Here is a 26386-nt window from a genome sequence, read left to right on the forward strand (position 1 = left end):
ACTAATTTAAATTTAATTTATGTCTTAAATTCATTCTAAATTAAAATATATTCCTACTTTAATTTAGAATGAATATTTTTTGTCTAAATTTTATCCCCAAAGTTCTTCATCTGTAGGGACTTCATTTTCTGGCATATAATAAGCAATTCTAGAAATATTAATTAGATGCTTATAATCAAGATTTTCAGAGATGCTGTTATTTCCCCAAGAACCACAACCTAGAGTATTAGTAGGTGCAAGACCATTAAAGAAACTTCCTCCAGCACTAGTAGCACAACATTGATTAATAACAAATCTTGATACTTCTATATTTTCTCCTGCATATTCTATATTTTTAACTGTATTTGAATGTATAGATACACTATGTCCTTTTCCTTCTACATTTAAATTTGCTTTTGCAATAGCTACACCTTCTTCAAAACTTTTATACTTGTATGCAGATATAACTGGACACATTTTTTCTTTTGCAATAATATCCTCTTCTCCTGGTCCATCAGCTTCTATTACTATTATTTTTGTATCTTCTGGTATCTCAACACCTGCAATTTTTGCAATTGTATGAACTGATTGACCTACCGCATCTTTATTCATAGATTTATTTACAAACATAGCATTTCTGAAAGCTTCTTTTTGTACTTTATCTCTAACTATAAAACCTTTGTTATTTTTAAATTCATCCATTATTTTATCAAACATTTCTTCTGCTACTATTACTGACTGTTCACCTGAACAAATGATACCATTATCAAAAATTCTTCCTGCTATGATTTTAGGTACTGCTTCTTTAATGTCTACATCTCTATCTATGATACATTGAACATTTCCTGCCCCTACACCAAGTGCTGGTTTTCCACTTGAGTACGCAGCTTTTACCATTCCCATTCCTCCAGTGGCAATTACTACATCTGCTGATGAAATTAAATTTCTTGTATTTTCTCTTGATTGTTGGTCAAGTATTTGTATTAAATTTTCTGGAGCTCCTATTTTTTCTAATTCTTCATTAATCATCTCTACAGTTTTTGTACTACATCCAATTGCTTTATGATGAGGTGTGATAATAATTGCATTTCTTCCCTTAAGTGCAAACATTGCATTGCTCATAGGTGTAACGATTGGATTTGTACAAGGAGTTATTGCCGCTACTACTCCAACTGGTTTAGCTACCTTTGTTATTCCAGTTTCTCTATCTATATCAATTATACCAACTGATTTTTTATCTTTTAAATTGTTATATATAACTTTTGCTTTGCTTTTATTTTTAGCTACCTTATCTTCATATACTCCCATTCCAGTCTCTTCTACAGCAAGTTTAGCTAAATATTCAGCATTATAATACACTACTTTTCCAACTATTTTTACTATTTTATCTACTTGTTCTTGAGTATAACATTCAAACTCTCTTTGAGCTTTTCTTGCTCTCTCAATATAACCATTAATGTATTCCTTACTTAAATCTTCAAAGTTTTCCACTGCTTTTTCCATTTAAAATCTACCTCCAATTTATTAAATATTTTATAATGCACTTTTAAAAGTTTCAGCCTTTTTCATTGTACCTGTACTCATAAATTTACTATGCCATGATAAAGCTTCGTCCAATATGTGAGGTGTTTGTTTTGCTCCACTTTTACAAGCTCTATTTAAATAATCCCTAAGTTGTTCTTTATAATCTGGATGGGCACAATTTTCTATTATTTTTATAGCTCTTTCTCTAGGTGCAAGACCTCTTAAATCAGCATATCCTTGTTCTGTTACAATTACCATTACATCATGTTCAGTGTGGTCTACGTGAGATACCATAGGTACTATTGATGATATATCACCATTTTTTGCAATTGACTCAGTACTAAATATAGTTATTGCTCCATTTCTAGCAAAATCACCAGAACCACCAATTCCATTCATCATCTTTGACCCCATTATGTGAGTAGAATTTACATTTCCATAAATATCAACTTCAATTGCAGTGTTCATTGCAATTACACCAATTCTTCTGGCTATTTCTGGATTGTTACTAATTTCTTGAGGTCTTAATATAATCTTATCCTTAAAAAAATCAATATCTTTTTCAAATTTTATTAATCCTTCTGGAGATGGACTTACAGATGTAGTAGATGCCATTGTAACTTTACCCATTCTTATTAAATCCAACATAGAGTCCTGTACAACCTCTGTATAACAAGTTAAATTTTCAAATTCAGATTCACATAATCCATATAATACTGCATTTGCTACACTTCCTACACCAGATTGAAGAGGAAGTAAATTCTTTGATAATCTGCCTGCCTTTACTTCTTCTCTTAAAAAAGCAATAATATTATTTGATATTTTTTTCGAAGCTTCATCTACAACCCCCAATGGACGGGTCTTATCTTGCATATTGGTAATTACTACTCCTGCAATTTTATCCAAACCACAAGGTATATATGTTGTTCCAATTCTATCCTTAGGATGATTTATTTCTATTGGTTTTCTATTTGGTGGATTTTCCGTAATATATATATCTGCCATACCTTCCATTTCCATTGGTTTTGCAAGATTTATCTCTACTATTACTTTATCTGCACTTTTTATAAAAGATGGAGAATTACCTATCCCACTAGTTGGTATAATATTCCCTTCTTCAGTTATTGCAAGTGCTTCTACTATAGCTACATCTACTTTAGGTATAGTTCCATAATTTAAAAATTGAGTAGAATGACTTAGGTGCATATCTATATAATCAACAACACCTTTATTAATATTATTTCTAAGTATTGAATTAGTTTGATAAGGAAGTCTTCTTTCAATTATACCTGCTTCTGACCATGCTCCATCAACTTCTGGACCTAAAGATGCTCCTGAATATACGGTTAATTTTATCTTTTCTCCACTTTTAGCTCTTTCTGAAACTGCTAATGGTACTGCTTTTGGATAGCCTGAAGGTGTAAATCCACTAACTCCAATAACCATGCCATCCTCTATAATTTTAGCAGCTTCATCTGCATTCATTATTAAATCACACAATTCTTTATTTCTTAATCTTCCACTTAATTCTTCAAATGCTCCTTCATTATTCATAAATATCCCCCCATATAAAATCTTATTTACATTGGAAGTTTGTGTAAAACTATAACCAATATAACTTTAGTTAATAATGCAAATGGATACGTAGCGCCATAACCTGCTGCTGGGTCATCACTATCAAGAGCATCAACAGCAGCTCCAAGACCTGGTGTTGATGTCATACCACCACAGACAGCTCCAGATAATAAAATCCAATTTAATTTAAATACGTATTTGCCAACTAAGAATCCTATCATCATAGCTGTAACACCTACTGCTATTGCTACTAAGGCTAGGTGCATACCAGATGTCATAATTGAATCAACTACTTTTCCACCATATCTTAATCCAACTATTGCTAAGAAAAATACTAGCCCTATTTGTTTTAAAATATTTAAAACCTTTTCTTCCATTCTGAAATTTACTACCCCTATCTTACCTATATATCCAAGAACTAGAGATACAATTAGTGAACCTCCTGTTGCACCTAGTGTGAAGTACCCTAGTGGTCCCATAAATACATGTATTCCTCCAACTAAGTATCCAGCTAAACATGTCAAGAAAAATGTTATTATATTAAATGGAACTTCTGGTATCGTTTTACCAGAAACACTATCTCTTGCTTCCTTCATTTCCTTCTCATATTTTCTTCTTTCTTCTTTTAGGTCCATCCTAAATAATTTTGGAAGGAAATTTACACCTAAGATTACTATTAAAACTCCAAAAGGATATGCGACTGCATGACCTATACCAACACCAGCTTCAGCATATGCAATATACTTATCTATTTGCTCTTGAGTCAGTGATGTAGTTGTATTCACATCCAATTTGCCTTCTGGGTCGACTACTTTTAAAATTTCTTTTTTATCTTTTATTGATGCTTTTTCAAATTCTTTTGATACATCTTCTGCATGTTTACCAGCTGTTTCTAAAGCAGCAGCTAATCCAGGCGAACTTGTTAATGCTCCTGTGTAAACGCCAGAAACTTCATAAGCACTACTTCCTTTATCACTTGATAGTAAAGTCATTGCATAAGTCATAGAGCCACCTATAAAAGTTATAAGAACTCCTAAAATTACAAATCTTGCTCCATACTTCTTTAATACAGCTTTCATATCTTTTGCTGCCAATAGACCAACTGCTGCAACAAATATTATTAAAAAGAAATCAAAGAAGTCAGAAGAAATAATTCCATTCCCCATCATTACAGTTGCTGCCTTATATCCTGCTGCTGTTTCCCCTTTTGCTATTATTAGATTCCCCAAGCTATATGCAAGCCATCCAATAAATAATCCTGTAAATAATGCTCCTGATACCCCAAAATTAAACTTCCCAAATTTAATTTTTCCAAATAAAATTCCTGTAATTACTGCAGCAAACATAAGGACAAAAGGATTCATTAAAAAATCCATCAATTCAAACTTCACTAAATCACTCCCTTTCATTTTTGTTATTAAATTAACAAATATTATTAAAAAATATATTTCTCCTTTCTCCCCAATACTCTATTTTGTTATTAAATTAACATTTCTGATTAAAAAAATTTTATCTTGTTAATATCACTTTTTTCTTTATGATTTAATTAACAATTTAATTGTAAAAATAATTTTTATTTTTTAATAGATAATTTTTTGATATTCGTTGATATAACTGTAATATAGATTGATTTACTCTAAACCATACCAGCTATTCTCTTTTGTTAATTTAATAATAGCACTATTCTTAATAGATTGAAAATATCAAAAACTTATGCTATGATAGTTTAAAACTATTCTATTTTTTTACAACAATATACAAAACTTATGCTATTGTTAATTATATACTTGTCACTAATATGTAAATGAAAGGAACTAATACCAAATGAATATAAACTATTTATACTATTTTCAAACTGTCTGTAAATATAAAAACATGACTAAGGCTGCGGAAAGTATTCATATTTCTCAACCATCCATAACATTAGCAATTAAAGAATTAGAAAAAGAACTTGGCTTTGAACTTTTTTACAGAATAGGTAATAAAATAGAGTTAACGCCTGAAGGAAAAATTTTTTTAGACAAGTCAAAACATTTTATAAAACAATTTGAGGATTTTCAATGTGACGCACTTGATTTAGGAAAAAAGAGAAAAGCTTCTCTCAAAATAGGTATTCCTACAGTTTTAGGTACGTTTTTGCTTTCAAAAATACTTCCTAGATTTAATGTAATTTATCCAGATATAGAGCTTAAAATTTTTGAAGTTCCAACATTTGTTGGAGCTAAAATGATTGAAGAATCTACACTTGATTTTTGTATTGGTATAATTGACAGTGATATTTATGATGATATAGATTCAAAGACAATCTATAAAACAGAATTATACTTAGTTACAAATCCCAAAAATGAATTGGCAAAACATCCTATTATATCGAATTATATGTTAAAAAATGTACCTTTTGTAATCTTATCTGAAGGTTCTTATCACTATAAGATTATTACAAAAAGACTTGAAAAAGCTAAGCCAAATATAATTTTACACTCAAATCAACTTTCTACCATACGTTATTTACTAGAAAATGACTTGGCTTCAACAATATTGTATAAAGAAATATTTCAAAATACAGAAAATCTCTGTTCAATACCATTAGAACGTGCAATTACTGCAAATATTGGGGTTCTTTGGAGAAGAAATCAATACATATCTCATAGTATGAAACTTTTTATTGAGTATATGGCATCTATTCATATAAACTAAATTTATATTATACAGATATAATATTTTGTTTAAATACAATGTTAAAATATTTTAATAAATAGTATAGTTTAGAGTATCAGTATAAAAATACAATATAGAATGTTATAGAATTATAATTGTATACATTTAAATCTAAATATTATTATACTGATACTTTTTAAAATACCTTTTATTGATAATACTTTTTTAATCAGGTTTACTTGGACAACCTAGCAAAAAACCCACGCATCCTGAGACAAAATCTCTCATCTGTGAAATAGTACCTAAAGAAGCTGATGTTGTAGTTGTAAAATTTCTTACAACAAAAAGTACTGTTAATGCTACTATACAAATTACAGTAGCTATAATAATTTGCAATTCACTAGTTTCTCCTTCTTCAAAACCTTCATTATTATTAATAGGTATTTTCTTTTCATAATTATCAGCTTCTGAAGTAAATCCAATGGTATTTTTGACATTCATTATATTATTTTGATTAGACTCTTGACCTTTTGGGGATAAATTATTATCTATAAAAAGATTTGAAGATACATCAGTATTTGTATACTTCCTTAAAGGTCTCTTTATAAAATTAGCACTTAAAAAATACCCAAATATAGCTGCTGAAGTGGTTCTTACTACTACATCAATAGTTGTAGTATCTTGTGAATTTACTTCATTAACAAATAAATTATATATAGATTGAAACATTAATATTGCCATTACAATTATAAGGCATCTATCAATTAATTTAATTTTATACCAGGCTTTTTTTATATTTTTTATAAATTTATGTTTTTTATACATATATACTATCACCTCTCACAATAAAATTAAGCCCTCTTTACTATAATATGTAAATAGAGCTTAATAGTGAGATTATGTTATATTTTATGTAAAAAAATATATATAAATTAAATTATTTGTCTAAAATCATCAAATCTTTAGGGAATTTAGTAAGTCTTTCTGGACCATTTTTAGTAATCAAAACAGTATCTTCTATTCTAACTCCACCCCATCCAGGGAAATAAATACCTGGTTCCATTGTTATTATACATCCCTCTTCTATGATTTTATCACCATAATTACCAATGAAAGGTTCTTCATGAACATCTCTACCGACTCCATGTCCTATACCTTGATAGTAATAGTCTTCATATTTTTTGACAACTTTTCTTATCTCAGCATCTGGAATTGTCGCATGTACACCAGCTTTCATGTTCTCAACCCCTACATTTTGAGCTTCCTTAACTAAATTATATATTTCTAATTGCTTTTCAGAAGCTCCTCCAACTATAAAAGTTCTAGTTGTATCAGATATATAGCCATTATACATAGCACCATAGTCTATAAGTACAAAATCACCTTTTTCTATAATCTTATCACTAGGCTTACCATGAAGCAATGAAGTCTTTGCTCCTGATATCAGTATAGTTTCAAACCCTATATTTTGTGCTCCGTTCATTTTCATAAAGTACTCTAACTTTGTAGCCAGTTCAATTTCGCTAACTCCAGCTTTTATATGTGGAATCAATTCTTCTAATGCCTTATCCGCTATTTCACAAGCTTTTCTTGTATTTTTGATTTCATCTTTGTCTTTTACATATCTCAAAGTCTCTACAATATTTTCTGTAGGTATTAATTCTCCATTATCCTTCTCAATCAGATTTTTAAGTTCTTCATATTTATCAAACACTATATTAGTTCTTTCAAACCCAAGTTTCTTTATACCCACTTTATCACATACACTTTTAACTGCCTTTGCCACACTTCTATCAAAATTATGCCAATTTATAATTTCAAAATCTTTGCAAACCTTTTCTGCAAGCTCCATATATCTACTATCAGTAACTAAAAAGTTTCCATCTTTGCAAATCACTGCATATGCTTCTTCATCAGGAAAACCACTTATATAGTTTACATTAGTTTTCTTTGTTAGATATAGTGCATCAACACCTTTAGTTTCCAACAATTCTACTACATTTTTTACTCTGCTCATGATTTTACCTCCAAATAATAAATTTTATCTTAATTATATTATATCACTAATTAATCTTATTTTTATCTAACAGATACTTTATTCCTAAAATTTTTTCATATTTTATCAATTTCATTTTAATACTTCATTAGTTTTTATTTAGTTAGAAAGCTTAATTTTAATTGAATAAATATAATAAATTAGCTAGAGAATCAAATAAATGGATTGTGTTAATATATAAATATTGACAAGATATAAAATAAAAAGAACATATAATTATAATCAATAAAATTATAACTATATGTTCTTATTTACATATAAAAAATGTACTTATTTTGCAGTATATCCAGCTTTAACTAAAGTTTCAACTGCTAAGTCTCCTTTAGCTTCATTTACTAAAACTATTGGACCTGTACAACCCATACCACTTTCAGCATAGATTCCGTTTTTCCATAACTCAGATACTGCATCTTCTAAATCCATTATATCAACACCAGCTATTTGACGAGTAACAATTTCCTTATCTGGCATTTTAACTTCTACTTTTTCAGCTTTAACTTCTTTTTTAGTAAGAGAGGATATAATGTCATCAAATTTTGCTTTTTTAACCTTTGCAAATTCATTTCTTGCAACATTACTTATATCTCCCTTTACAACATCATAAGCGTATTTTAAAGCATTTGCTACTACCAGAGAACCTGATGCTCTTGATACTATAAGTACCTTTCTATCATAGTCTTCTCCAACTCCAGGTCCGTATCCAAAGCCTTGAGCTTCATAATCTCCACCTGTAGTATATGAAGAAAATACTTTCATAAATATATTTCCAGATAATGTATCAGTAACCATAACATCAGGTGCACCTACAAGTAAATCATTACCTCTCATTACACATCCACCATCTGCTCTAATTGAATCCGCAAACTCCATGTCATATCCATTATCTTTTAATTCTTTTAAGCACTTCTCAACTTGTCTTGCTCCATCAACATTAAGTATTCCAACTTTTGGGCATTTGTTACCCATTGATTTAGCTGTAGCAATACCATAAATGGCATTTCTTACCATTGCCTCTATTCTATTAGTAGCACTTGTTCCTGTTGTTGTTGCAAGTATCATTTCTTTTCCTTTTGCTGGAGTTATTACTCTACCTACTGTAGATACACCTATTGGAAAATTATAATGCATAGTAACACAAGCATCAATATATCCTGAATCTAATAATTCTTCCATTTTTGCATGCATTTCTTTTTCATCATTAACTTCAACTACTTCAAGGTCAGTTTCCACTTTTGGTCCAATAAGCACAATATCAAATAAATTAGATTTTGCTAATTGTGCACCATTAACCATGTTTTCTACACCATGTTCACTTCCAAGTGTAGTAACACCAATTTTTACTTTTTTGCCAAATTCGCCGCTTTCTATTGCATTAGCTACTTCTAAGAATACATCTGCGATTACTTTTTTTGACATATCCTCACCCCTATTCTTCTAACATATCTAATGCTAGTTTTTTCATAGATTCAGCTATTATCTTCTTAATTTCATCCTTAGATATTCCTGAAGTCTCTTCAGTAACACCTGTATTTCTTTCAGCTATAAAAGATACTCCATCAAATAAGTTAGTCATTCTTCCTAAGAATAAACTACCTTTTCCAACTATCATAGCTCTATTTCTATTTCCTGTAGTTAAATCATCTATTAAAAATCCTATATAAGGAGCTCCTGATGGTATATGTCCTTGAGTTGGTGCCCATCCTGGTAATCCTTTGTTAGAAACAAAATCTTTCAATTCTTTCTTTTCTAAGTCTCCACGTTTAACAGCAAGTGCCCCTATCATTTTGTAGTTTGCTTCTGGAACATCTCCTGCTCCTGCTGGCTTAGTTATATCTGGGTTTTGCATTTCAACTGAATACACATCAACATCTGTTATTTTTAAATTAGCTCTATCAAGACCTGAAGTTATAAGTGCTGTCATAACTGCTTGTGGTGAAGAACCAGTTCCAACAGTATGCTTACCTGTTAAATCAGTTCTTATAACTGGATTTACACCATCATTTTCAGATACAAGTACTGCAAATCCTCCAACAACATCTTCAAGTACAGGAAGACCTTTTTTAACATGGTCTTTAGCATTCATTCCAAGTTTAGCACTTGCTCCACCTGCTACTACCATTACATTTTTATGTATACCAGCTTTTACTAAAGCTGCTGCTTGAATTAATGCATGAGTTGGTGCTGCACAAAATCCTCTTGTGTCAGAACCAGTTGCATTTTGAAGTCCTGCTATCTCAGCTATTGATTTAGCAAAGTTTCCTCCACCTCTTTGGTTTATATCTCCACAAGCTTCTTCTGAACACTCAATAACATAATCTATTTCAGCAGGGTCTATTTTGCTATGTCTTAGCATTTGAATAGCAGATAAAACTCCAGATGCTTTTACTACTAGATTTTCAAACATTGTATGGGCATTTAAGTTAACATCTACATCATGTGCTCTTTTTACATAACCAACAAATTTTCCATCATGGTATAATCCTTCAGCTATGTGTGTTGCTACTAATTCTTTACCTTCTTCTATATCATCACCCTTTAATTTACCTACAAATGGTGCAATTTCAGGGTAGTTATTTTCGATTTTTGGCTTTACTTCATCAATAAATTCTTGTGATAATTTTACTAAATCAAATGCATCACTTATTTGCATTAAAGCTATGAACTCATCTTGAGGCATTATTTCTCCAAACTTACCATTTCTAGTTCCCTCAATCTTTTGTTCACACCATGGCATTGGTAAATCTCTTAATTCTTCTGGTCTTCTATTTCCTATATAAACTTGATTTGGCATGTAGTTAACTACATCTTCATAACTTCTTATATGATTACTTACTTCTTTTAAAAATTCTGAATCTGGATTTGTTGCTCTTTCAACTGTACAAGTACTTCCATTTTGCACTATCATATCTGGAGTATGAATAAGTACATAGCCTGCCCCTTTTAAAACTGGATAAGTCATTTTGTGCACCTCCATAAATTTTATGAACACTTATTTTTTAATCTTATTAAACTTATTAAAAGCTCTAATCATTGTATTTTATTGTATATTTGATTCTATTATTGTTTATGTATTTTGGCATTTTTTAAGATTTCATGAATGAATAACTCCAATTTATCCATTCATGAAATCTATATTATTTTTTTTGTGTATAGTTATTTTTTATTTTTAGTGTGTGTTTATATTTTTATCTATATAATATATGTGTGTGTTATTTTTATTTTTCAAATACTGTTTGACCATCTACTTCTGTAGTTAAAGCATTTAATGCTTTTTCTACAAGGCCTCTTCTTAGGGCTTTTTCTTCTGTAGGGTCAAGCGCTGGATTTCCAAGTGGATGAGGTATTGCTATAGTTGGAACTATTCTATTAGCCCCTACTGTTAATGAAATAGGTACTACTGTACACATATGAACTACTGGAAGTCCAGTTTTTTCTATTTCTTTTACCATCGTTGCACCGCAACGAGTACAAGTACCTCATGTAGAAGTTAATATTACTGCATCTACACCATCAGCCACTAATGCTGCTCCAATTTCAGAAGCATATTTTTTAGAGTTTGCAACAGATGTACCATTACCTACAGTTGTATAGAAAGTCTCATGTAATTTTCCAATTACACCTTCTTTTTCTAAATCTCTAAGAACATCAACAGGTAATACTCTATCTGCATCTAAATTTGCATACACTGGGTCATATCCACCATGTGCAGTTTCATAAGTCTCTTCTGTTAAATCCATAACTCCTGCTATAGAATAAGTTCCATATTTAGAAGCTGAAGAAGACTCTATTCTATCTGGATTTCCTTTTGGAACTATACCACCAGAAGTAACTAAAGCTATTTTACATTTTGATAAATCTTTTACAGCTTTACTTGGGTCAACTCTATCAAAGTTTGGCATTGGGTATTCAGTTTCAAATGGTTCACCTTTTATTTTCTTAACTAACATGTCAACAGCTCTCTTAGAACCTCTGTCTTCATGGAAGTAGTTAACTCTTATTCCTCTAGCTATGTATCCTTCATCTTTAGGAGTTCCAATTTCTTCTCCATTAGCAAGTTTTACTGCAAGTTTAGCTATCTTAGGAAGTGCCTTTCTCATACCTGCTGCAGAATCAGAAGTTTCTACTACATAAACATCCTTTTTGAACATATCTGCTCCTGGATTTTCAACATACATACCTGTTAAAGCTGGTATATTCAAAGCATCTTTTACAACTTTAGTTATTGTTCCAGCAGCAACCCCATATCTACCAGCATTAAATGCAGGACCAGCTATGAAAAGTTGTGGTTCAAAACCTTTTACCATTGATAAAACTTCTTCACTTGCACTATCTATATTTTCATTGAAATAGCTATCTCCACAAACTACTGTTCCAACTATTTCAATATCTTCACCTAATAATTTATCAAGTTGTAAACTTATTGGAGGTAAAGTTTCTGCCACATGTGGCTTAGTATCAGCTTTTTCTTCTCCACCTATACCAGCAAAGAACTGATTAATATAATGTACTGCTTTTAGTTTTCCCATCTCTTAGTTTCACCCCTTTTGCTTTTAGGCATTAAAATTTACAAAATTCTTCTCTTATACCAGACATTTCTTCTTCTATTTCTTCAACTTCTAAAACCATTTCCATCATACTTATTTGGTCCTCATATACACTTTCATCAAATAATGATTTTATTGGTTCCTCAACAACGTGGTAAACACTTAATCCTAAGGCAACTCCAGCAAGTGGTCCAGCGAAAGTTGGATCTCCAGCAGTTACTGTTTCGGCTGCAAGACCTGCAGCTTCGGCTTCAGCAGCACCTAGTAAAATCACAACATTTTCAGCTCCGAATTTATCAGCAGCATCTTTAACTCTGTTTTGATTTTCTAAGTCCATAGCCCCAGCAGCTGTTCAGACAAAGCATTCTGTAGATGAGAAAACAACCTCTGCTCCTTCTACTGTTTTTACACATTCTTCTATCGCAGGTCCTGGTATACCATCACGGTCACCTATTATAAGAACCTTTTTATTACTAAGTAAACTCATAATAATCCTCCTTATTATATTTCTAATATATTTTTATATATCTATAACACTTATTATAATTATCTATAATATGTTTTATTAACATTACTCAATCGTTTAATAAAATACTTCTTAATATCCTTTAGCAGTTAAATGACCAAATCCTGTTTCATTAGTTGCACCTGTTATAGCTTGGATTTCAACTTCAATAGTTCCATCAGCTCTTAAACTTCCATCAGAACCACCAGCTATTACATCTACTACTTCTAAATGTCCAATAACTTTATCTAACTTAGGAAGAACTACAACTTGGTTGGCATTTCCACCTGTTACAACAGCATCAGCTCTTACATCTGCATCTGCAAGTGATTGAGAACCTCCATCACGTCCAGCATATTCATCTGTAACTATAACTGTTTTAACACCTTGCATTTCTATCTTCTTACAGTTCATTATAAGGTCAGTATCAGGATTTCCAAAACCTTCTTGTGAAACTATAACTGCATCTAATCCTAAATATTTACATAATTTAGAAGTCCAGTTTGAAGATCTTTCTTTATCTGCTAGATAAACATTTTCATTAGTTATAATTACACCTACAAAGTTTATATCTTTACCATGTCTTGCATATAAGTCTTCAACAACCCCATTGTTTATATGAACATAACTTGGGTTTTTGTCACATGCAGAAACACAGTTACCACTTACAATTGCTCCGTCCATTAATTCTGTTGGATATAATAAAGTTGGTACTATTTGTTTTGCATCTACTCCATATACATAAGTATCATGTAATAAACCTTGAGTCTGAAGCATGTAAACATATCCTACTTTTGGAAGCTCTGGATATTCTTTTATTGATTCAAGAAGAGGTTTAGTTTCATATACTGAAACTTCATCTGGAGTAAGATTTCTTGCTACTTCTCCTAAGTACATTGCTGCTTTGAATCCTATCATTCTAACAGCTTTTTCATGAGCGTATTGTTTTAAACCATCAATAGGTTCAGCTATTACTACTACATTATTTAATTTAGAAAATGGAGTGTACTTAGCTCCTTCTCCAGTCATGTCTATTATACCTTCTTGGAAACCTACTATTTTTCCAGTAGTTACAACAGCTACACCTTTTAAAGCATGAGTTTTTCCTTCTCCTACAGTGTCAACTTTAGACATGATACCAGGGAAGATTCCCCCATTACCTTCAACTTTTACTCTTGGCTCAATAACATCTTTTACAGGTGTTATTCTTACGCTTTCACCTGGACGAGCTAATTCTATATCTATAGATTTAATATGCTCATCTCCACCAATTTCTTGTAGCATCTCTTGCTTATTGATGAATAATACTCCATCTTTTACTTCTGTTACATCACCAAATTGAATATCTTTTATAAAGATTTTCCCTAATTCAAGACGCATACTTGCACCTCCTGTTATTTAATTTGTGTATATGCATTTGAGTTTTTCTCAAAATTATATCATTTTACAATTTATCTTATTTTTTTAAAGATATATTATTGTGTTTTTATGCCTTAAATCTTTATTTTATTACTAAAAAATATTTATTGTAAAAAAATTATTTTATTTAAAATTATTTTTTTAACAAAGTTGGACATAAAAACCTTTTTCTTCTTATCTTCAGATAAAAATAGATTTTTTCTTTTAATGTTAATAATTTATCAACATATTAAAGATATTTTTTAATCATGTTTTCTATATTAGGAACTGTAGCATCATCCTTAGTAACTTCGTCTACTTTTTCTCCATCTTTGTATATAGCCATAGTTGGAAGACCTAATACTTTTTGTTTTATAGCTAATCTTCTAGCTTTTGTTGTATCCATCTTACAGAATTTTATTTTATCCCCATAAGTCTCAGCTAATTTATGAACATCTGGCATTAAAGCTTTACAAGGCTCACAACCTTCACTCCAAAAATCAACAAATACAAAACCTTCTGCATTTAAAACTTCTTCTTCAAATGTAGCCTTATCTAAATCTAACATTTTCTTATTCCCCCTTGAAATTTTTATTTTAATTTTAAATATTATTCATTAAATTTACAGACACTATTTCTTAATTTACAGATTCTAGTTCCCAAATTTTTCATCAATGTATTTCTCAGCTACTATAGATGCAATTGCTCCATCATTAGTTGCAGTTACAACCTGTCTTAGAGTCTTAGATCTACAATCTCCTGCTGCAAATACGCCTGGTATGTTAGTTCTCATATCTTCATCAGTTATTATGTAACCTTTTTCATCCATATCAACTTTACCTTTGAATAAATCAGTTTGAGCATCTAATCCAACGAACACAAATACTCCCATTGTTCCATCTTCTTCATCTGCAAAGTATTCATGAGTTTCTCCAGTAACTTTATTTTTAAATACAACTGATTCTAATATTCCATCACCTTTGATTTCTTCAATTACTGTATCTAATAAAAACTCTATCTTTGGATTAGCTTTTGCTTTTTCTTCAACACTCTTAGCACATCTAAATCCTTGTCTTCTATGTACAATTGTTACTTTTCTAGCAAATTTAGTTAAATACATTGCTTCTTCTAATGCACTGTCTCCTCCACCTACAACAAATACTTCAAAATCTTCAAAGAAATCTGCATCACAAGTTGCACAATATGAAACCCCTTTACCAGTAAGTTCTTTTTCTCCAGGACAACCAATCTTTCTTGGTGTTGCTCCTGTTCCTATTATTACTGCTTTTGCTCTATATTCTGCCTTTTCCCCTTTTAAAACTTTTATATCTCCATCTAGCTCAGTATCAACAATGTTGTCTCTTAGCATTTCTGCTCCAAACTCTTTACACTGTTCAACCATTCTAGCTATTAAACTTGGTCCTGTTGCATTTGGAACTGACCCTGGATAATTTGCAATTTCATGTGTTATTACAATTTGTCCACCAGTCTTGTCTTTTTCTAGGATTAGAGTTTTTAACTTTGCTCTTGCTCCATAAAGACCTGCTGCAAGCCCTGCTGGTCCTGAACCAATTATTACTAAGTCATACACATTTTCCATTTTGACTTATCCTCCCCAATTAAATTTCTCATTTTATTTAATATTAAATTAGATTTAATATTTAGGCTGTTTTAATAACTTTTTAACAATTTTTTTATTCATACTGCATTCTTTGTATTGTATTATAAAATATATCATAATCAATTACTCTAAAATCATCTTGAACACTTTCTGTCCATTTTGGAGTCTTTTTATTATTCTGAAATTTACTTGCAGTGATGATTGCTTCTTCAATTAAGGTTAAAGAGTTTATATCCAAACGATTTCCTTTCTTTAGTATAACAGTCCTGTAAGGTGTTTCATTTGGCTTTACACTCCCATAGAGTGGATGAGATAAAAGTTCATAACCTTCATGTATCAAATCTCTACTTGCTTCTAAGATTCCAATATAAGTTGTGTCTTTAAACAAAACTTCTCTGCCTTGAACTTCTTCTTTTACTTTTGGATTATTCGTAATTATTATCATTTTTTTACTCTCTTTCAAACTTTTATTTATTACTTGATAAATAAAAAACAGGAAAAACAAATCTCCCAATTTGTCTTCCCTGTTAAAATCATTTTCAGAGCCCCGTCCAAGTACAGTCACCTTTACCTGAGAATTTCATCTAATCTTTTGGGTAAGTAAGATTAAACTTGTCCCTTCGGTCGCTTTTTATAAAGCAGTCTCCCATACTCTTCATCCGGATTATTATTTTTTTCAGAAAATTTAAAATTAAGCAATTTATCCTTTGTTTTCTATAAATAGCTTTTTTCTATCTCTGTTGACTTAAGTATATAAACATTCTATAAAATTTGCAATAGTTTTTTTATATGTATTTTGTATACATTTTTACTTTTTTTTCCAAATGTTGATATTGCATATTTCTTGTATTTTCTTTTTTTTTTAAGTACAAATCTTTTTTAGTTTATTTTATCAATTTAGTTAAAAACAAGACTATTTTCACAACAAATAATCACTTTTTATATATTTTTTAATTTTTCACTTTTATACAATAAAATTCTCATAATTTTTTATAATTTGCTGTCATTTATTTCATCAAACCAAGATTTAACATCACCTATAATAGACTCAATACAGCCATCATCAAATGGAGAATACAAATTTCCCATACTCACAATATCTAAAAATGATTTTGTTCCTCCAACTTTACAGATATTTATATAATCTTTCCATCCTGCATCTCTATCTTGAATCATTTTTTTCCAAAATTGTAACGCACAAATTTGAGCTAATACATAATCTATATAATAAAACGGATTTTTAAATATATGTCCTTGTTTAAACCACCAACAACCTCTCTCTAAAAAAGAATTATCACCATATTTTCTATGAGGTAAGTATATTTTCTCTAAAAATCTCCAGATTTCTTTTCGTTTTGACTTATCTACATTAGGATTTTTGTAAATATAGTGTTGAAATTCATCAACAATTACTCCATAAGGTATAAATTTAATTGAAGATGATAAGTGAGTGAATTTGTACTTATCTGTATCTTCTTTAAAAAATAAATCCATCCACGGCCATGTTATAAATTCCATACTCATTGAATGGATTTCACAACTATCAAGCGTTGGAAAATTAATTTCTGGCATATCAATCCATCTAGACATATACAACTGAAATGCATGTCCTGCCTCATGTGTTAACACATCTATATCATCAGCAGTTTGATTAAAATTAGAAAAAATGAATGGTGATTTATAATCTGGTATATAAGTACAATACCCTCCAGCTCCTTTTCCTTTCTTCGTTTCTAAATCCATAAGTTCATTTTCTAACATAAAATCAAAAAATTCATTTGTTTCTTTTGACAGTTCAGAATACATCCTTTTACCATTTTGAATTATGTATCTTGAATCTCCCTTTAAACTTGCATTTCCTGTTAAAAATTCCACGCCTTCATCTATGTAACTTAAATATTCTAGACCAATTCTTTTAGCTTGTTTTTCATAAAGCTCATTTGCCATTGGAACAACATATTTTAGTACTTGTTTTCTAACATTTTTTATCATATATTCTCTGTAGTCACTTCTCATCATTCTAACATACCCAAGCTCTACAAAATCTTCAAAACCTAATTTTTTAGACATCTTATCTCTAAGTTTAACCAATTTATCAAATATGTCATCAAATTTAGTTTCATTTTCTTCAAAGAAATTATAATATGCTTTGTTTGCTAATTCTCTTGTTTTTCTATTCTTAGAATACATGAATTTCCCCATACCAGATAAATTTCTTATTTTCCCATCAAACATTATCTCAGCTGAAGCTAAAAGTCTAGTATACTCTGAACACAATTTATTTTCTTCCTGCAATTCACTTATTATTTCTTTGGAAAAACTTTTTAAAGAATACTCTACTATTGTGAAAAATTGCTCTCCAAACTCTTTTATCAAATCATATTTAAATTTTGAATTTACAATGGCATTATAAAAATATGAATTTAATTCTTCATACAAAGGCATATATTCATCCCAATAATTTTTTTCTTCTTTGTAGAATTTATTAAATGTGTCTGTACTATATCTTATCGAAGCTATATTTGACAACGTTTCTATTTTATTTCTTAATAAATTAATCTTATGTATATTTTTTTGTTGCTCTTTATAATTACGAGAATTATTTATATCTTCTACACAACTCAAAAACTCTTTTTTCATACTATTATAATTGGGTCTTTCATACTTAAACTCTGAAAACTTCATTTAAAGCACTCCTTTACAACTTTACTTTATTGTATTTATAAATATAGATTTACATGTACTATGTAATACTCTTTTATAAATTATTATATATATCAAATATTCTTTATATTATAATCATGTTGAATAATAACATATGATTAATGGAATTACAATATTTTATAACACAAAACTAACTAATATAACAAATTACCATCAGTCTATTTATTCAAACTTCTAACTATATAATATACATTTATTTATATTAACAATGCAAACGATACCATTATTTGTAATTAAGAATTTTGGAATTATTGATTACAAAGTTTTTACATTCTCATCTCACATAAGTAATATTTTTATCAAAAAATTAATATTATTAAACTTTATAAATTACTTATCTCTTGATATAATAGTATACAAAACAAACCATATTTCCCACTGAAACTTTGTTCAACACTAGCTGTGTCAACGTTTTCACAGGAAATTTGAGTATATAATTTATTGGAGGTTGATATGTACAAATTAATCGCACTAGACATTGATGGAACAATATTAAATACACAAAAAAGGATTACTCCTGAAGTCTTTGAGTCCATTCAGGAGGCAAAAAGGGCTGGGGCAAAAGTAGTTATAACAACAGGCAGACCTCTTCCTGGTGTAAAAGAACTTCTAAATCAACTAAATTTAACAGATGAAGGTGATTATGTTATATGCTTTAATGGAGCAATTATTCAAGAAGTTAAAAGTGAGAAAATCATACATGATGTAGAAATGAGTTTAGATGATTTTGATTTTATATATAATAACGTTTGTAAAAAATATAAGACTAAAATACACATAAATACAATGACAAATTTAATTACACCAAATGAAACGCCTGGCAAATATACACTTCATGAAGCGAAATTAAATAATATAGAAGTCAAATATATACAAAAAGATAAAATTGATGAATCTATTAAAATCTGTAAAATTATGATAGTTGATGAACCAGAAAGATTGGAAGAAATCATACAGCAACTACCTAAAAATTTATTCAATAAATATACTATAGTAAGGTCTGCTCCTTTTTATCTAGAATTTTTAGGTAAAACTACTAATAAAGGAACTGCTCTTAAAACATTATGTATGAATCTAAATATACCTATAGAAAATGCTATTGCTGTTGGCGATGAAGAAAATGACCAACATATGATAAAGTATGCAGGTCTTGGTGTGGCTATGGGGAATGCACGTAATAGTATAAAGGAAATTGCAGATTATGTTACTGATACTAATAATGAAAATGGAGTTGCAAAGGTTATAAATAAATATATACTTAATAAGGCTATCTAATCATCTAAAAAAAACTAAAAATATACCTTTAGATTTAAATACTTTTCACATCCCTACTCTATACTAATTTATATAGTATGGATATTACCTATCATTTTTATCTAAAGGTCATTTTTAGTTTTTCATATATGTATATCTATGATAGTACCTTTTGTTTGAGTTTAAATATTTTATATGATTCTACTATTGCCTCATTAATATCTAAACAATATATATCTTCATCATCAGATAATCCCGCTTCGTTTGTCCAAGCATCAAAATCACTCTTCGTCCAGAAGAAATTCATTATATTTCAGCAACTAGCAGCCCAATTTAGATGCTTATCAAGATTTATATGAAGCACTCTTAAGTTTGGATTATTCACATACTCAATCTTTTCATTTTTTATAATTACTTCTATTTCCTTACCTGTAGCACTACAAATAGAGTTTATTTTTATATCTTGGTTGAATGTGCAAGAGGTTCCTATAGCATCTATAGCACACATTGCACTGAAACTTCTATTATCTCTCAAAGTTACTTTATGATTTGTTGGCAATGCTGATACAGGATATATAAAATTTATACTATTCCCATCAACAACCATTATATTTTTATAAATAAAATATTGTAGTGTCCTTTCTATATATTCTTTTTCTATATTCAACTTTTTACTTACATATTCAGTCACTTCTTGAAGTGTAACACTAGAACCTTTATCTATTATCATATCCATAATAGAGATTCTTATTTTCTGTTGTGTATTATTCAAACTATTGTATTTTTCTATTTGACTCATGTCTACTCCTCTTTAAACTTCATAACACTTTGATAAAGTATCAGTTAATTTGTTTTTGTACTCTTCATATTTTTGGCTTCCTCTAATTCTAGGTCTTGGAATATCTATATTTATATCATCAATAATTCTTCCTTTATCTCTCGACATTACTATAACTCTATCACTCATATATACAGCTTCATCAACATCATGAGTTACCATTAATGCAGTTATTTTCTTCTTTATCCATATTCGTTCTAGCTCTTCCTGTAAATTTTGTCTCATTTGAAAATCTACAGCTCCTAATGGTTCATCCATTAGTAATACCTCTGGATTACATGCTAAAGCTCTTATCATGGCCACTCTTTGTTTCATTCCTCCAGATAATTGATGCGGAAACAGTTTTTCTTTTCCTTTCAAGTCTGACATAACCAAAAGTTCTTCTAGCATTTCTTCTCTTTTTTCTTTTGGTATTTTCTGCTGTTTCATAGGAAATAGAACATTACCTCTTATAGTTTTCCAAGGAAATAAAGCATAATTTTGAAATATAAAAGCTCTATCTATGCCCGGTTTTTTAACTCTTTTATCATTTATAAAAACATCTCCACGTTCTGATTTTTGAAACCCACCTATTATAGTAAGTAAAGTTGTTTTTCCACAACCTGATGGTCCTAAAAGACAGACAAATTGTCCATCATCTATATCCATACTTATATCTTCTAAAACCTTTGTATGTACTCTATTATTTACAAATGTCTTATTTATATCCCTTACACTTAACTTCATTAATCTGCAAACCTCCATCTACAAAGGATTTTATTTATAAACTTTAATACCCTATCTATTATAAATCCTATTAAAGCTGCAAATATCATAAGCCCAATTAATACATCTGTATGCATTAATGTTTGAGCTTGTACCATTGAGTAACCGAGACCGGCACTCGTAGCTATAAACTCGGCTCAGATAACAGACATCCATCCTGTACTTATAGCAATCCTTGAACCAGTTAGTATATCTGGAAGAGATGCGGGAACAATTACATTTGTAAATATCACAATTGGCGATGCTCCCATACTTCTAGCTGCATTATAATAATCCTTTGATATTGCTCTTACTCCTTGAATAGTATTTAAAATTATAGGGAAAACCCCTGAAAAAGCTATTAAAAATATTGTTGGACCATCTCCTATACCAAACCATACTATAGTAAGAGGAACCCATGCCATTATTGGAACTTGCCTTACAGAATCTACTACTGGAGATAAAACCCTTTCAAAAGTTTTAGAAAATCCCATAATAAATCCTATTGGAAGCCCAAACAATAATGCATACATAAAACCTTTAAGTACTCTCTGCAATGTTATAAAAAGATTAGTGACTGTCTCTGCATCTGTCACACAGAAAAAGAAACCTTTTATTACATCTACTGGCATTGGAAGTAACAAAGAACTCCCTATATCTTTTGCTGCAAAATGCCAGACTAAAAATATAATAACTAATAGTATTATTTTATATAAAATATCCATACTACCATCAGTTTTTTTCTTAGTTAATCTATCGCTTTTATCTTTAGAAATTTTAATTTCCAATTGCTTATTTCCTCCATATCTATATTTCTTATATTCCTGTACTCTTTTAATACTTTCTTAAATGTAGCTTTATTCTTTAAAGCATCAACGCTTTTATTGTAAAGTGTTATAAAATCACTATATGCTTTACTTTTTTTAAACTCTTTATTTACAACTAATACATAGGTATCATAATCTCCTAATTTAGTTGTAGATTTTCTTTTACCCTCTAACCCAATTGACTTTATGCAATCTATTACAACACCATCTACTAAATTACTTTCTAATCCATATGCTAGTGCAGTCCCTAATAAGGGAGCTACTTCCACATTCTTGTAGTATTTTTTAACCAATTCTGACTGGTAATCTCTATTTTGAATGACTCCTATCTTTTCAGGATTATTATCACTTAATAGAAATATATCAGAATTTTGAACTACAGTACCAACAATTTCAAATCCACTATTTACATTTACATATTGTTTTGCAGCATCTTTACATATGATTGCTATATCTATTTCCTCTGAACTCAGAGCCCACTGCATTGTACTTGCTCAGCAATCATTAATTGTAAAAATATCCATTATATCACTTACTTTTATATTTTCAAAGTAGTCTCTATTTACCATATAATTTATTACAAAACCAGAGGTATCATCAGATACCCCTATTCTTAATTTTCCTTTTATTTCTTCTTTATCTTCAAAATTAAAAAATATTATAAATATACTTCCCAAAATAATGATAAAAAGTATTATTATATTTTTCATATTCTCCATTTATTTATAATACCTTTGCTTTCCAGTCTTCATAACTCATACCTTCAGGAAACTCTGGGTTAACTTTTTCTTTTATAAATTTGTCAAAATCATCAGCTCCACAAGAGTCCAATAAGCTTGTATCAATCGTATCTTCATATTTAGGTATATCATCTAAAGCCTTTAAATCTTTATACATTTGTAAATTATTTTTATATTCTTCACCTGTAACTTTCCAAGTAAGAGTTCTACCTTCTCCAACAGTCTTCTTATAGATAGTTCTAAGTGCAACTTCTTCTTCTACATTATAATATTTTGCAAATATTTTAGCTGCTTCAGCTGGATTTGTATATATATATTCTATTGCTTTTGTATGTGCTAGAACCAATTTTTTTGCTAAATCTGGATGTTCTTTTATAAAGTTTTTGTTTAATGAGAATGAACAACAGTTATATTCTTTGCCATTAGCTTTTTCTTTATATTGAGTAGATGCTATTATTTTTCCTGCACCGTCATTTTCAGCTACAGAACCCCAAGGGTCACAAGATGTAAAAGCTTGAATTTTCCCAGTTTTAAGAGCTAAATATTTATCTTTGTCTGAATCCATATTTACAACTTCATATTTTGATGGGTCAGTTGGTAGACCTGTTTCTGGACCATAATCACTTGTCCATAAGAAATCACTCATATCTGTTGCAATTTTTTTACCTATTAAATCTTTAGGTTCTTTTATATCTTTTGAAACTATTAAATATTCAGAACCACCAGTATGGTTGTTAGCTGCTATTGTTATTGGCGAACCCTTAGGTATTGCTCCAACTAACCCCTTAGTTCCTATGTAACCTGCATCCATTTTTCCTGCTGCCATAGCTTCAGGAACTTTACCATTTCCAACAGTTTTTACATTAAGACCTAAATCTTTATATATTCCTGCCGATTCTGCTACTGGTCCCGCAGTCATATGGTCACAATTATAATAACCTACTGTTATTGTATAATCATCTTTTCCAGTTTTTGCTTCTTCTTTTTCTTTTGGTTTACTACTACATCCTGTTAATATAGATGTACCCATTACACCAAATAAGATTAATGCTTGAATCTTCTTAGATAATTTCATATAAATTTCCCACCTTTATGTATTATTTTTAGCAACATTTGTCCATATCTTCGCCAAATAAATCAACAAATTTTTTACCCTCTACTCTGTAAATAGCATATCCTACATTACCATTTTTAGACCCTGATACAATTACTTCTATTGGTGCTTTATCATCAATATTTTTAAAGGTTATCGTTTGATTCTCTATAGGTGCTGGTATTGGCTTTGTTATATAGTGGCTATTTTTATCAGAAACTACGACTACCATTTCATTTGAATTATTGCTTTTTTTATATATAACTACTAAATCTTTTTTTCCATCATTATTTAAGTCTTCTTCAGCACAAGTTATTATGTCTTCTTTATAATTTTTTCTAAAATATTCTAATGTTTCTTTATTCACATTTGGAATAGAAGCATCTTCTTTGATGTTATCATCAACTATTTTTGATAAAATGATTAACACAACTACTATACAGGATATTATAACTATCTTTTTAAGCATGATTTCCTATGACCTCTTTCATCTTTGGTATTATTGATTTAAATGCAAATAAAATAATTAAAATAGTACATACATACTCAAAACTATCAGGTATATTTAACATTAGTTTATTTGCCAACTGTATTGAAGAATTTGTTGCATCTAAATTTACTGAGTTATTATTCACTAAAAGTAAATTTGTTATATATCCAATTATTATTGAAGACAGTGTCAAAGTTACAGAATATATAATAACAGTTCTTTTTCCAATAAGTTTAAACATACTTATAAGTTCTGGTAGATTTGTAGCTGCTCCAGCTATTAGAAATGTTATCGCTATACCAGGAGATGCTCCACTTGCAACAAGGGCTGCTATAAACGGTATATGTCCTACAGCACATACATACATAACACATGCAAGTATTGCTATACTTCCAAGAGATAGCAAACCTGGATTTCCTAAATATTTTTGAATTATACTATTTGGAAAAATAGTTGTTATAAATCCTGCAAAAACCATACCCATTACTACATATTTACTAATAGTAAGGGCTAATTCACCAAAAGACCATTTAAGACCATCAATCATATTTCCCATAAAACTTCTTTTTTCTTCTTCTAATTCTATTACTTCTTCCTCTGAATCATTATGAAGTGATAATTCTTCTTTTCCAAAACAATTTCCTAAAAATCCTACTAAAAATGGTACTAAAAAACCAGCTATTAGATAAATGATTGTAACTTTAGGACCTAAAAGACCTAGACAAAGAACTACAGCTATTGGATTTATTATTGGAGTTGATGTCATAAAAGCAAGTACTGGTCCTAAATATGCTCCTGAATAATACATACTTATTCCAAGTGGTATTACTCCACAACTACATATTGGTAAAAACATTCCTGAGATAGTACTTTTAATTAAAGAAGAAAATTTCTTATTTCCAAGTTGTTTTTGAAACCTTCTTGGAGTTAAAACATTGTGAAGTACACCTGCCAATATAAAACTTATCATAAGCCATCCTGATGCTCCATTCAGTGTAACTATAGAAGCTACTATAGTATCTTTAACTCCATTTAAAACAATTTCTAATATATTCATTTTTGATACTCCTAATTTTTAAACTTTTAATTATTGTTTATAGCTTCTACTATTGCCCTTTCAATTGTATCTTTATTTAATCTATCATATTTCTTTTTCTGATTTATTATTAAAGTTCCTTTTGTTATAATCCCATATTTTTTTATATACGAAAAATCTTTCCCTGCTTGATATAATTTTATTTCCAATTTATCAGCATATTTTTCTGACATTTTTTTTATAAACACTCCATGTTCATCACAAGATGGTCAAGTGTTTATAAATTCAACTAAAATTTTAGACATTTGTTAATCCCCTACTTTAAACAATTTATCTTTTACTTAAAATAATCCACAGAAAATAAATTTTTCTATGGATTGTATCCTATACTAATTTATAACGTTATAACTTGGTCCACACCTGCACTGCCTAAACAAGCATATAGGTTTGGGAAACATCCAATTGTAGCTCCATCAACCAAATTATTCTCTATACCTCTTTCTATAGCACATTGGTCACAAGCCATTATTATCATATCAGTTTTTTCATGTAATTTACTTAGTCTCTCGCCTACAGGATTACCTTTAGATAAAAATAAGGTATTATCCATAAAGAAAAACATCCCTAGAACGTCTACTCCATGAGTTCCTTGTTCAAGTTGTGGTATTATCATTTTGTCTAGAATTTTATGTGTATTAGTACTACTAAAAATATAAGCTACTTTCATTTTTATTCCCCCTATACTTTTTATATTTTACAAAATTTTACAGATACAATTAT

25 protein-coding genes and 1 riboswitch are annotated in these 26386 nt (G+C 29.7%); of the genes, 2 read left to right on the forward strand and 23 right to left on the reverse strand.

Annotation, left to right across the window (positions count from 1 at the left end):
- Positions 1–90: 90 nt before the first annotated feature.
- From CDIF1296T_RS12355 to CDIF1296T_RS12365, 3 genes are read right to left on the reverse strand one after another with little or no spacing between them, the layout of a single operon-like run.
- Entirely contained in the window at positions 91–1482 is a 1392-nt protein-coding gene (locus CDIF1296T_RS12355; protein WP_004454646.1) for an aldehyde dehydrogenase family protein, read from the reverse strand.
- Positions 1483–1512: 30 nt separating this feature from the next.
- Positions 1513–3057: an acetyl-CoA hydrolase/transferase family protein gene (locus CDIF1296T_RS12360; RefSeq protein ID WP_004454647.1), complete on the reverse strand. Its 1545-nt coding sequence runs from the start codon at positions 3055–3057 to the stop codon at positions 1513–1515.
- A gap of 26 nt (positions 3058–3083) precedes the next feature.
- Positions 3084–4469 (reverse strand): aspartate-alanine antiporter-like transporter, encoded by a 1386-nt coding sequence (locus tag CDIF1296T_RS12365; protein ID WP_009890536.1) that lies wholly within the window; start codon positions 4467–4469, stop codon positions 3084–3086.
- Positions 4470–4902: 433 nt separating this feature from the next.
- Here CDIF1296T_RS12365 and CDIF1296T_RS12370 point away from each other — a divergent pair, with 433 nt between their 5' ends.
- The gene (locus tag CDIF1296T_RS12370; RefSeq protein ID WP_009893591.1) at positions 4903–5775 is read left to right on the forward strand and encodes a LysR family transcriptional regulator; all 873 of its coding nucleotides are present in this window, start codon (positions 4903–4905) and stop codon (positions 5773–5775) included.
- A gap of 186 nt (positions 5776–5961) precedes the next feature.
- On the opposite strand, the gene CDIF1296T_RS12375 is transcribed toward CDIF1296T_RS12370, so the two are convergent.
- The 11 genes from CDIF1296T_RS12375 to CDIF1296T_RS12425 form a co-directional block, all read right to left on the reverse strand.
- On the reverse strand, positions 5962–6561 hold the full coding sequence (locus CDIF1296T_RS12375) for a hypothetical protein (RefSeq protein ID WP_004454649.1): 600 nt from the start codon (positions 6559–6561) through the stop codon (positions 5962–5964).
- Positions 6562–6673: 112 nt separating this feature from the next.
- A complete protein-coding gene (locus CDIF1296T_RS12380; protein ID WP_004454650.1) occupies positions 6674–7753 on the reverse strand; it encodes a M24 family metallopeptidase in 1080 nt (359 codons plus the stop codon).
- Between the two features lie 309 nt (positions 7754–8062).
- Entirely contained in the window at positions 8063–9208 is a 1146-nt protein-coding gene (grdD, locus tag CDIF1296T_RS12385) for a glycine/sarcosine/betaine reductase complex component C subunit alpha (protein WP_018112849.1), read from the reverse strand.
- Between the two features lie 10 nt (positions 9209–9218).
- On the reverse strand, positions 9219–10751 hold the full coding sequence (grdC, locus tag CDIF1296T_RS12390; RefSeq protein ID WP_009897537.1) for a glycine/sarcosine/betaine reductase complex component C subunit beta: 1533 nt from the start codon (positions 10749–10751) through the stop codon (positions 9219–9221).
- A gap of 256 nt (positions 10752–11007) precedes the next feature.
- Positions 11008–12318, reverse strand: coding sequence for a glycine reductase complex selenoprotein B (grdB, locus tag CDIF1296T_RS12395; protein WP_011861534.1), 1311 nt, complete (start codon positions 12316–12318; stop codon positions 11008–11010).
- A 31-nt stretch (positions 12319–12349) separates the two neighbouring features.
- Positions 12350–12823 carry a glycine/sarcosine/betaine reductase complex selenoprotein A gene (grdA, locus tag CDIF1296T_RS12400; protein WP_011861535.1) on the reverse strand — a complete coding sequence of 158 codons (474 nt, stop codon included), beginning with the start codon at positions 12821–12823 and terminating at the stop codon, positions 12350–12352.
- A gap of 111 nt (positions 12824–12934) precedes the next feature.
- The gene (locus tag CDIF1296T_RS12405) at positions 12935–14221 is read right to left on the reverse strand and encodes a glycine/sarcosine/betaine reductase component B subunit (protein ID WP_003416871.1); all 1287 of its coding nucleotides are present in this window, start codon (positions 14219–14221) and stop codon (positions 12935–12937) included.
- Between the two features lie 268 nt (positions 14222–14489).
- On the reverse strand, positions 14490–14807 hold the full coding sequence (gene trxA / locus CDIF1296T_RS12410) for a thioredoxin TrxA (protein ID WP_003416870.1): 318 nt from the start codon (positions 14805–14807) through the stop codon (positions 14490–14492).
- A gap of 84 nt (positions 14808–14891) precedes the next feature.
- Positions 14892–15839: a thioredoxin-disulfide reductase gene (trxB, locus tag CDIF1296T_RS12415; protein ID WP_003416869.1), complete on the reverse strand. Its 948-nt coding sequence runs from the start codon at positions 15837–15839 to the stop codon at positions 14892–14894.
- Positions 15840–15933: 94 nt separating this feature from the next.
- The gene (locus CDIF1296T_RS12420) at positions 15934–16305 is read right to left on the reverse strand and encodes a GrdX family protein (RefSeq protein ID WP_009897539.1); all 372 of its coding nucleotides are present in this window, start codon (positions 16303–16305) and stop codon (positions 15934–15936) included.
- Between the two features lie 103 nt (positions 16306–16408).
- Positions 16409–16519: riboswitch (glycine riboswitch) on the reverse strand.
- Between the two features lie 331 nt (positions 16520–16850).
- Positions 16851–18545: a M3 family oligoendopeptidase gene (locus tag CDIF1296T_RS12425; RefSeq protein WP_009897540.1), complete on the reverse strand. Its 1695-nt coding sequence runs from the start codon at positions 18543–18545 to the stop codon at positions 16851–16853.
- Between the two features lie 492 nt (positions 18546–19037).
- On the opposite strand from CDIF1296T_RS12425, the gene yidA reads away from it, so the two are divergent.
- Positions 19038–19859 (forward strand): sugar-phosphatase, encoded by an 822-nt coding sequence (gene yidA, locus CDIF1296T_RS12430; protein ID WP_009897541.1) that lies wholly within the window; start codon positions 19038–19040, stop codon positions 19857–19859.
- A 136-nt stretch (positions 19860–19995) separates the two neighbouring features.
- Here yidA and saoL read toward each other — a convergent pair whose 3' ends face one another.
- The 9 genes from saoL to saoD form a co-directional block, all read right to left on the reverse strand.
- Entirely contained in the window at positions 19996–20637 is a 642-nt protein-coding gene (saoL, locus tag CDIF1296T_RS12440) for a MerB-like organometallic lyase SaoL (protein ID WP_240005879.1), read from the reverse strand.
- A 12-nt stretch (positions 20638–20649) separates the two neighbouring features.
- On the reverse strand, positions 20650–21402 hold the full coding sequence (gene saoA, locus CDIF1296T_RS12445) for an ABC transporter ATP-binding protein SaoA (protein ID WP_003430772.1): 753 nt from the start codon (positions 21400–21402) through the stop codon (positions 20650–20652).
- Positions 21402–22208 carry an ABC transporter permease subunit SaoP gene (gene saoP / locus CDIF1296T_RS12455; RefSeq protein ID WP_239591061.1) on the reverse strand — a complete coding sequence of 269 codons (807 nt, stop codon included), beginning with the start codon at positions 22206–22208 and terminating at the stop codon, positions 21402–21404. Before saoP ends, saoA begins: the two co-directional genes overlap by 1 nt.
- Positions 22169–22957, reverse strand: a complete 789-nt coding sequence (saoB, locus tag CDIF1296T_RS12460) for an ABC transporter substrate-binding (seleno)protein SaoB (RefSeq protein ID WP_243159521.1) — start codon at positions 22955–22957, stop codon at positions 22169–22171. The genes saoP and saoB overlap by 40 nt, the downstream gene beginning before the upstream one ends.
- A gap of 13 nt (positions 22958–22970) precedes the next feature.
- Positions 22971–24062, reverse strand: coding sequence for an ABC transporter substrate-binding subunit SaoX (gene saoX, locus CDIF1296T_RS12470; protein ID WP_004454662.1), 1092 nt, complete (start codon positions 24060–24062; stop codon positions 22971–22973).
- Positions 24063–24090: 28 nt separating this feature from the next.
- Positions 24091–24549 (reverse strand): Cys-Cys-COOH (seleno)protein SaoC, encoded by a 459-nt coding sequence (gene saoC, locus CDIF1296T_RS12475; RefSeq protein WP_003416836.1) that lies wholly within the window; start codon positions 24547–24549, stop codon positions 24091–24093.
- A complete protein-coding gene (gene saoE, locus CDIF1296T_RS12480; RefSeq protein ID WP_009897549.1) occupies positions 24542–25627 on the reverse strand; it encodes an efflux transporter SaoE in 1086 nt (361 codons plus the stop codon). Before saoE ends, saoC begins: the two co-directional genes overlap by 8 nt.
- 26 nt (positions 25628–25653) lie before the next feature.
- The gene (gene saoT / locus CDIF1296T_RS12485; protein WP_240067706.1) at positions 25654–25911 is read right to left on the reverse strand and encodes a thioredoxin-like (seleno)protein SaoT; all 258 of its coding nucleotides are present in this window, start codon (positions 25909–25911) and stop codon (positions 25654–25656) included.
- Between the two features lie 89 nt (positions 25912–26000).
- On the reverse strand, positions 26001–26333 hold the full coding sequence (saoD, locus tag CDIF1296T_RS12490; RefSeq protein WP_003430785.1) for a DsrE-related protein SaoD: 333 nt from the start codon (positions 26331–26333) through the stop codon (positions 26001–26003).
- Positions 26334–26386 lie beyond the last annotated feature (53 nt).

The organism is Clostridioides difficile ATCC 9689 = DSM 1296 (genome assembly GCF_001077535.1).
Taxonomy (GTDB): domain Bacteria; phylum Bacillota; class Clostridia; order Peptostreptococcales; family Peptostreptococcaceae; genus Clostridioides; species Clostridioides difficile.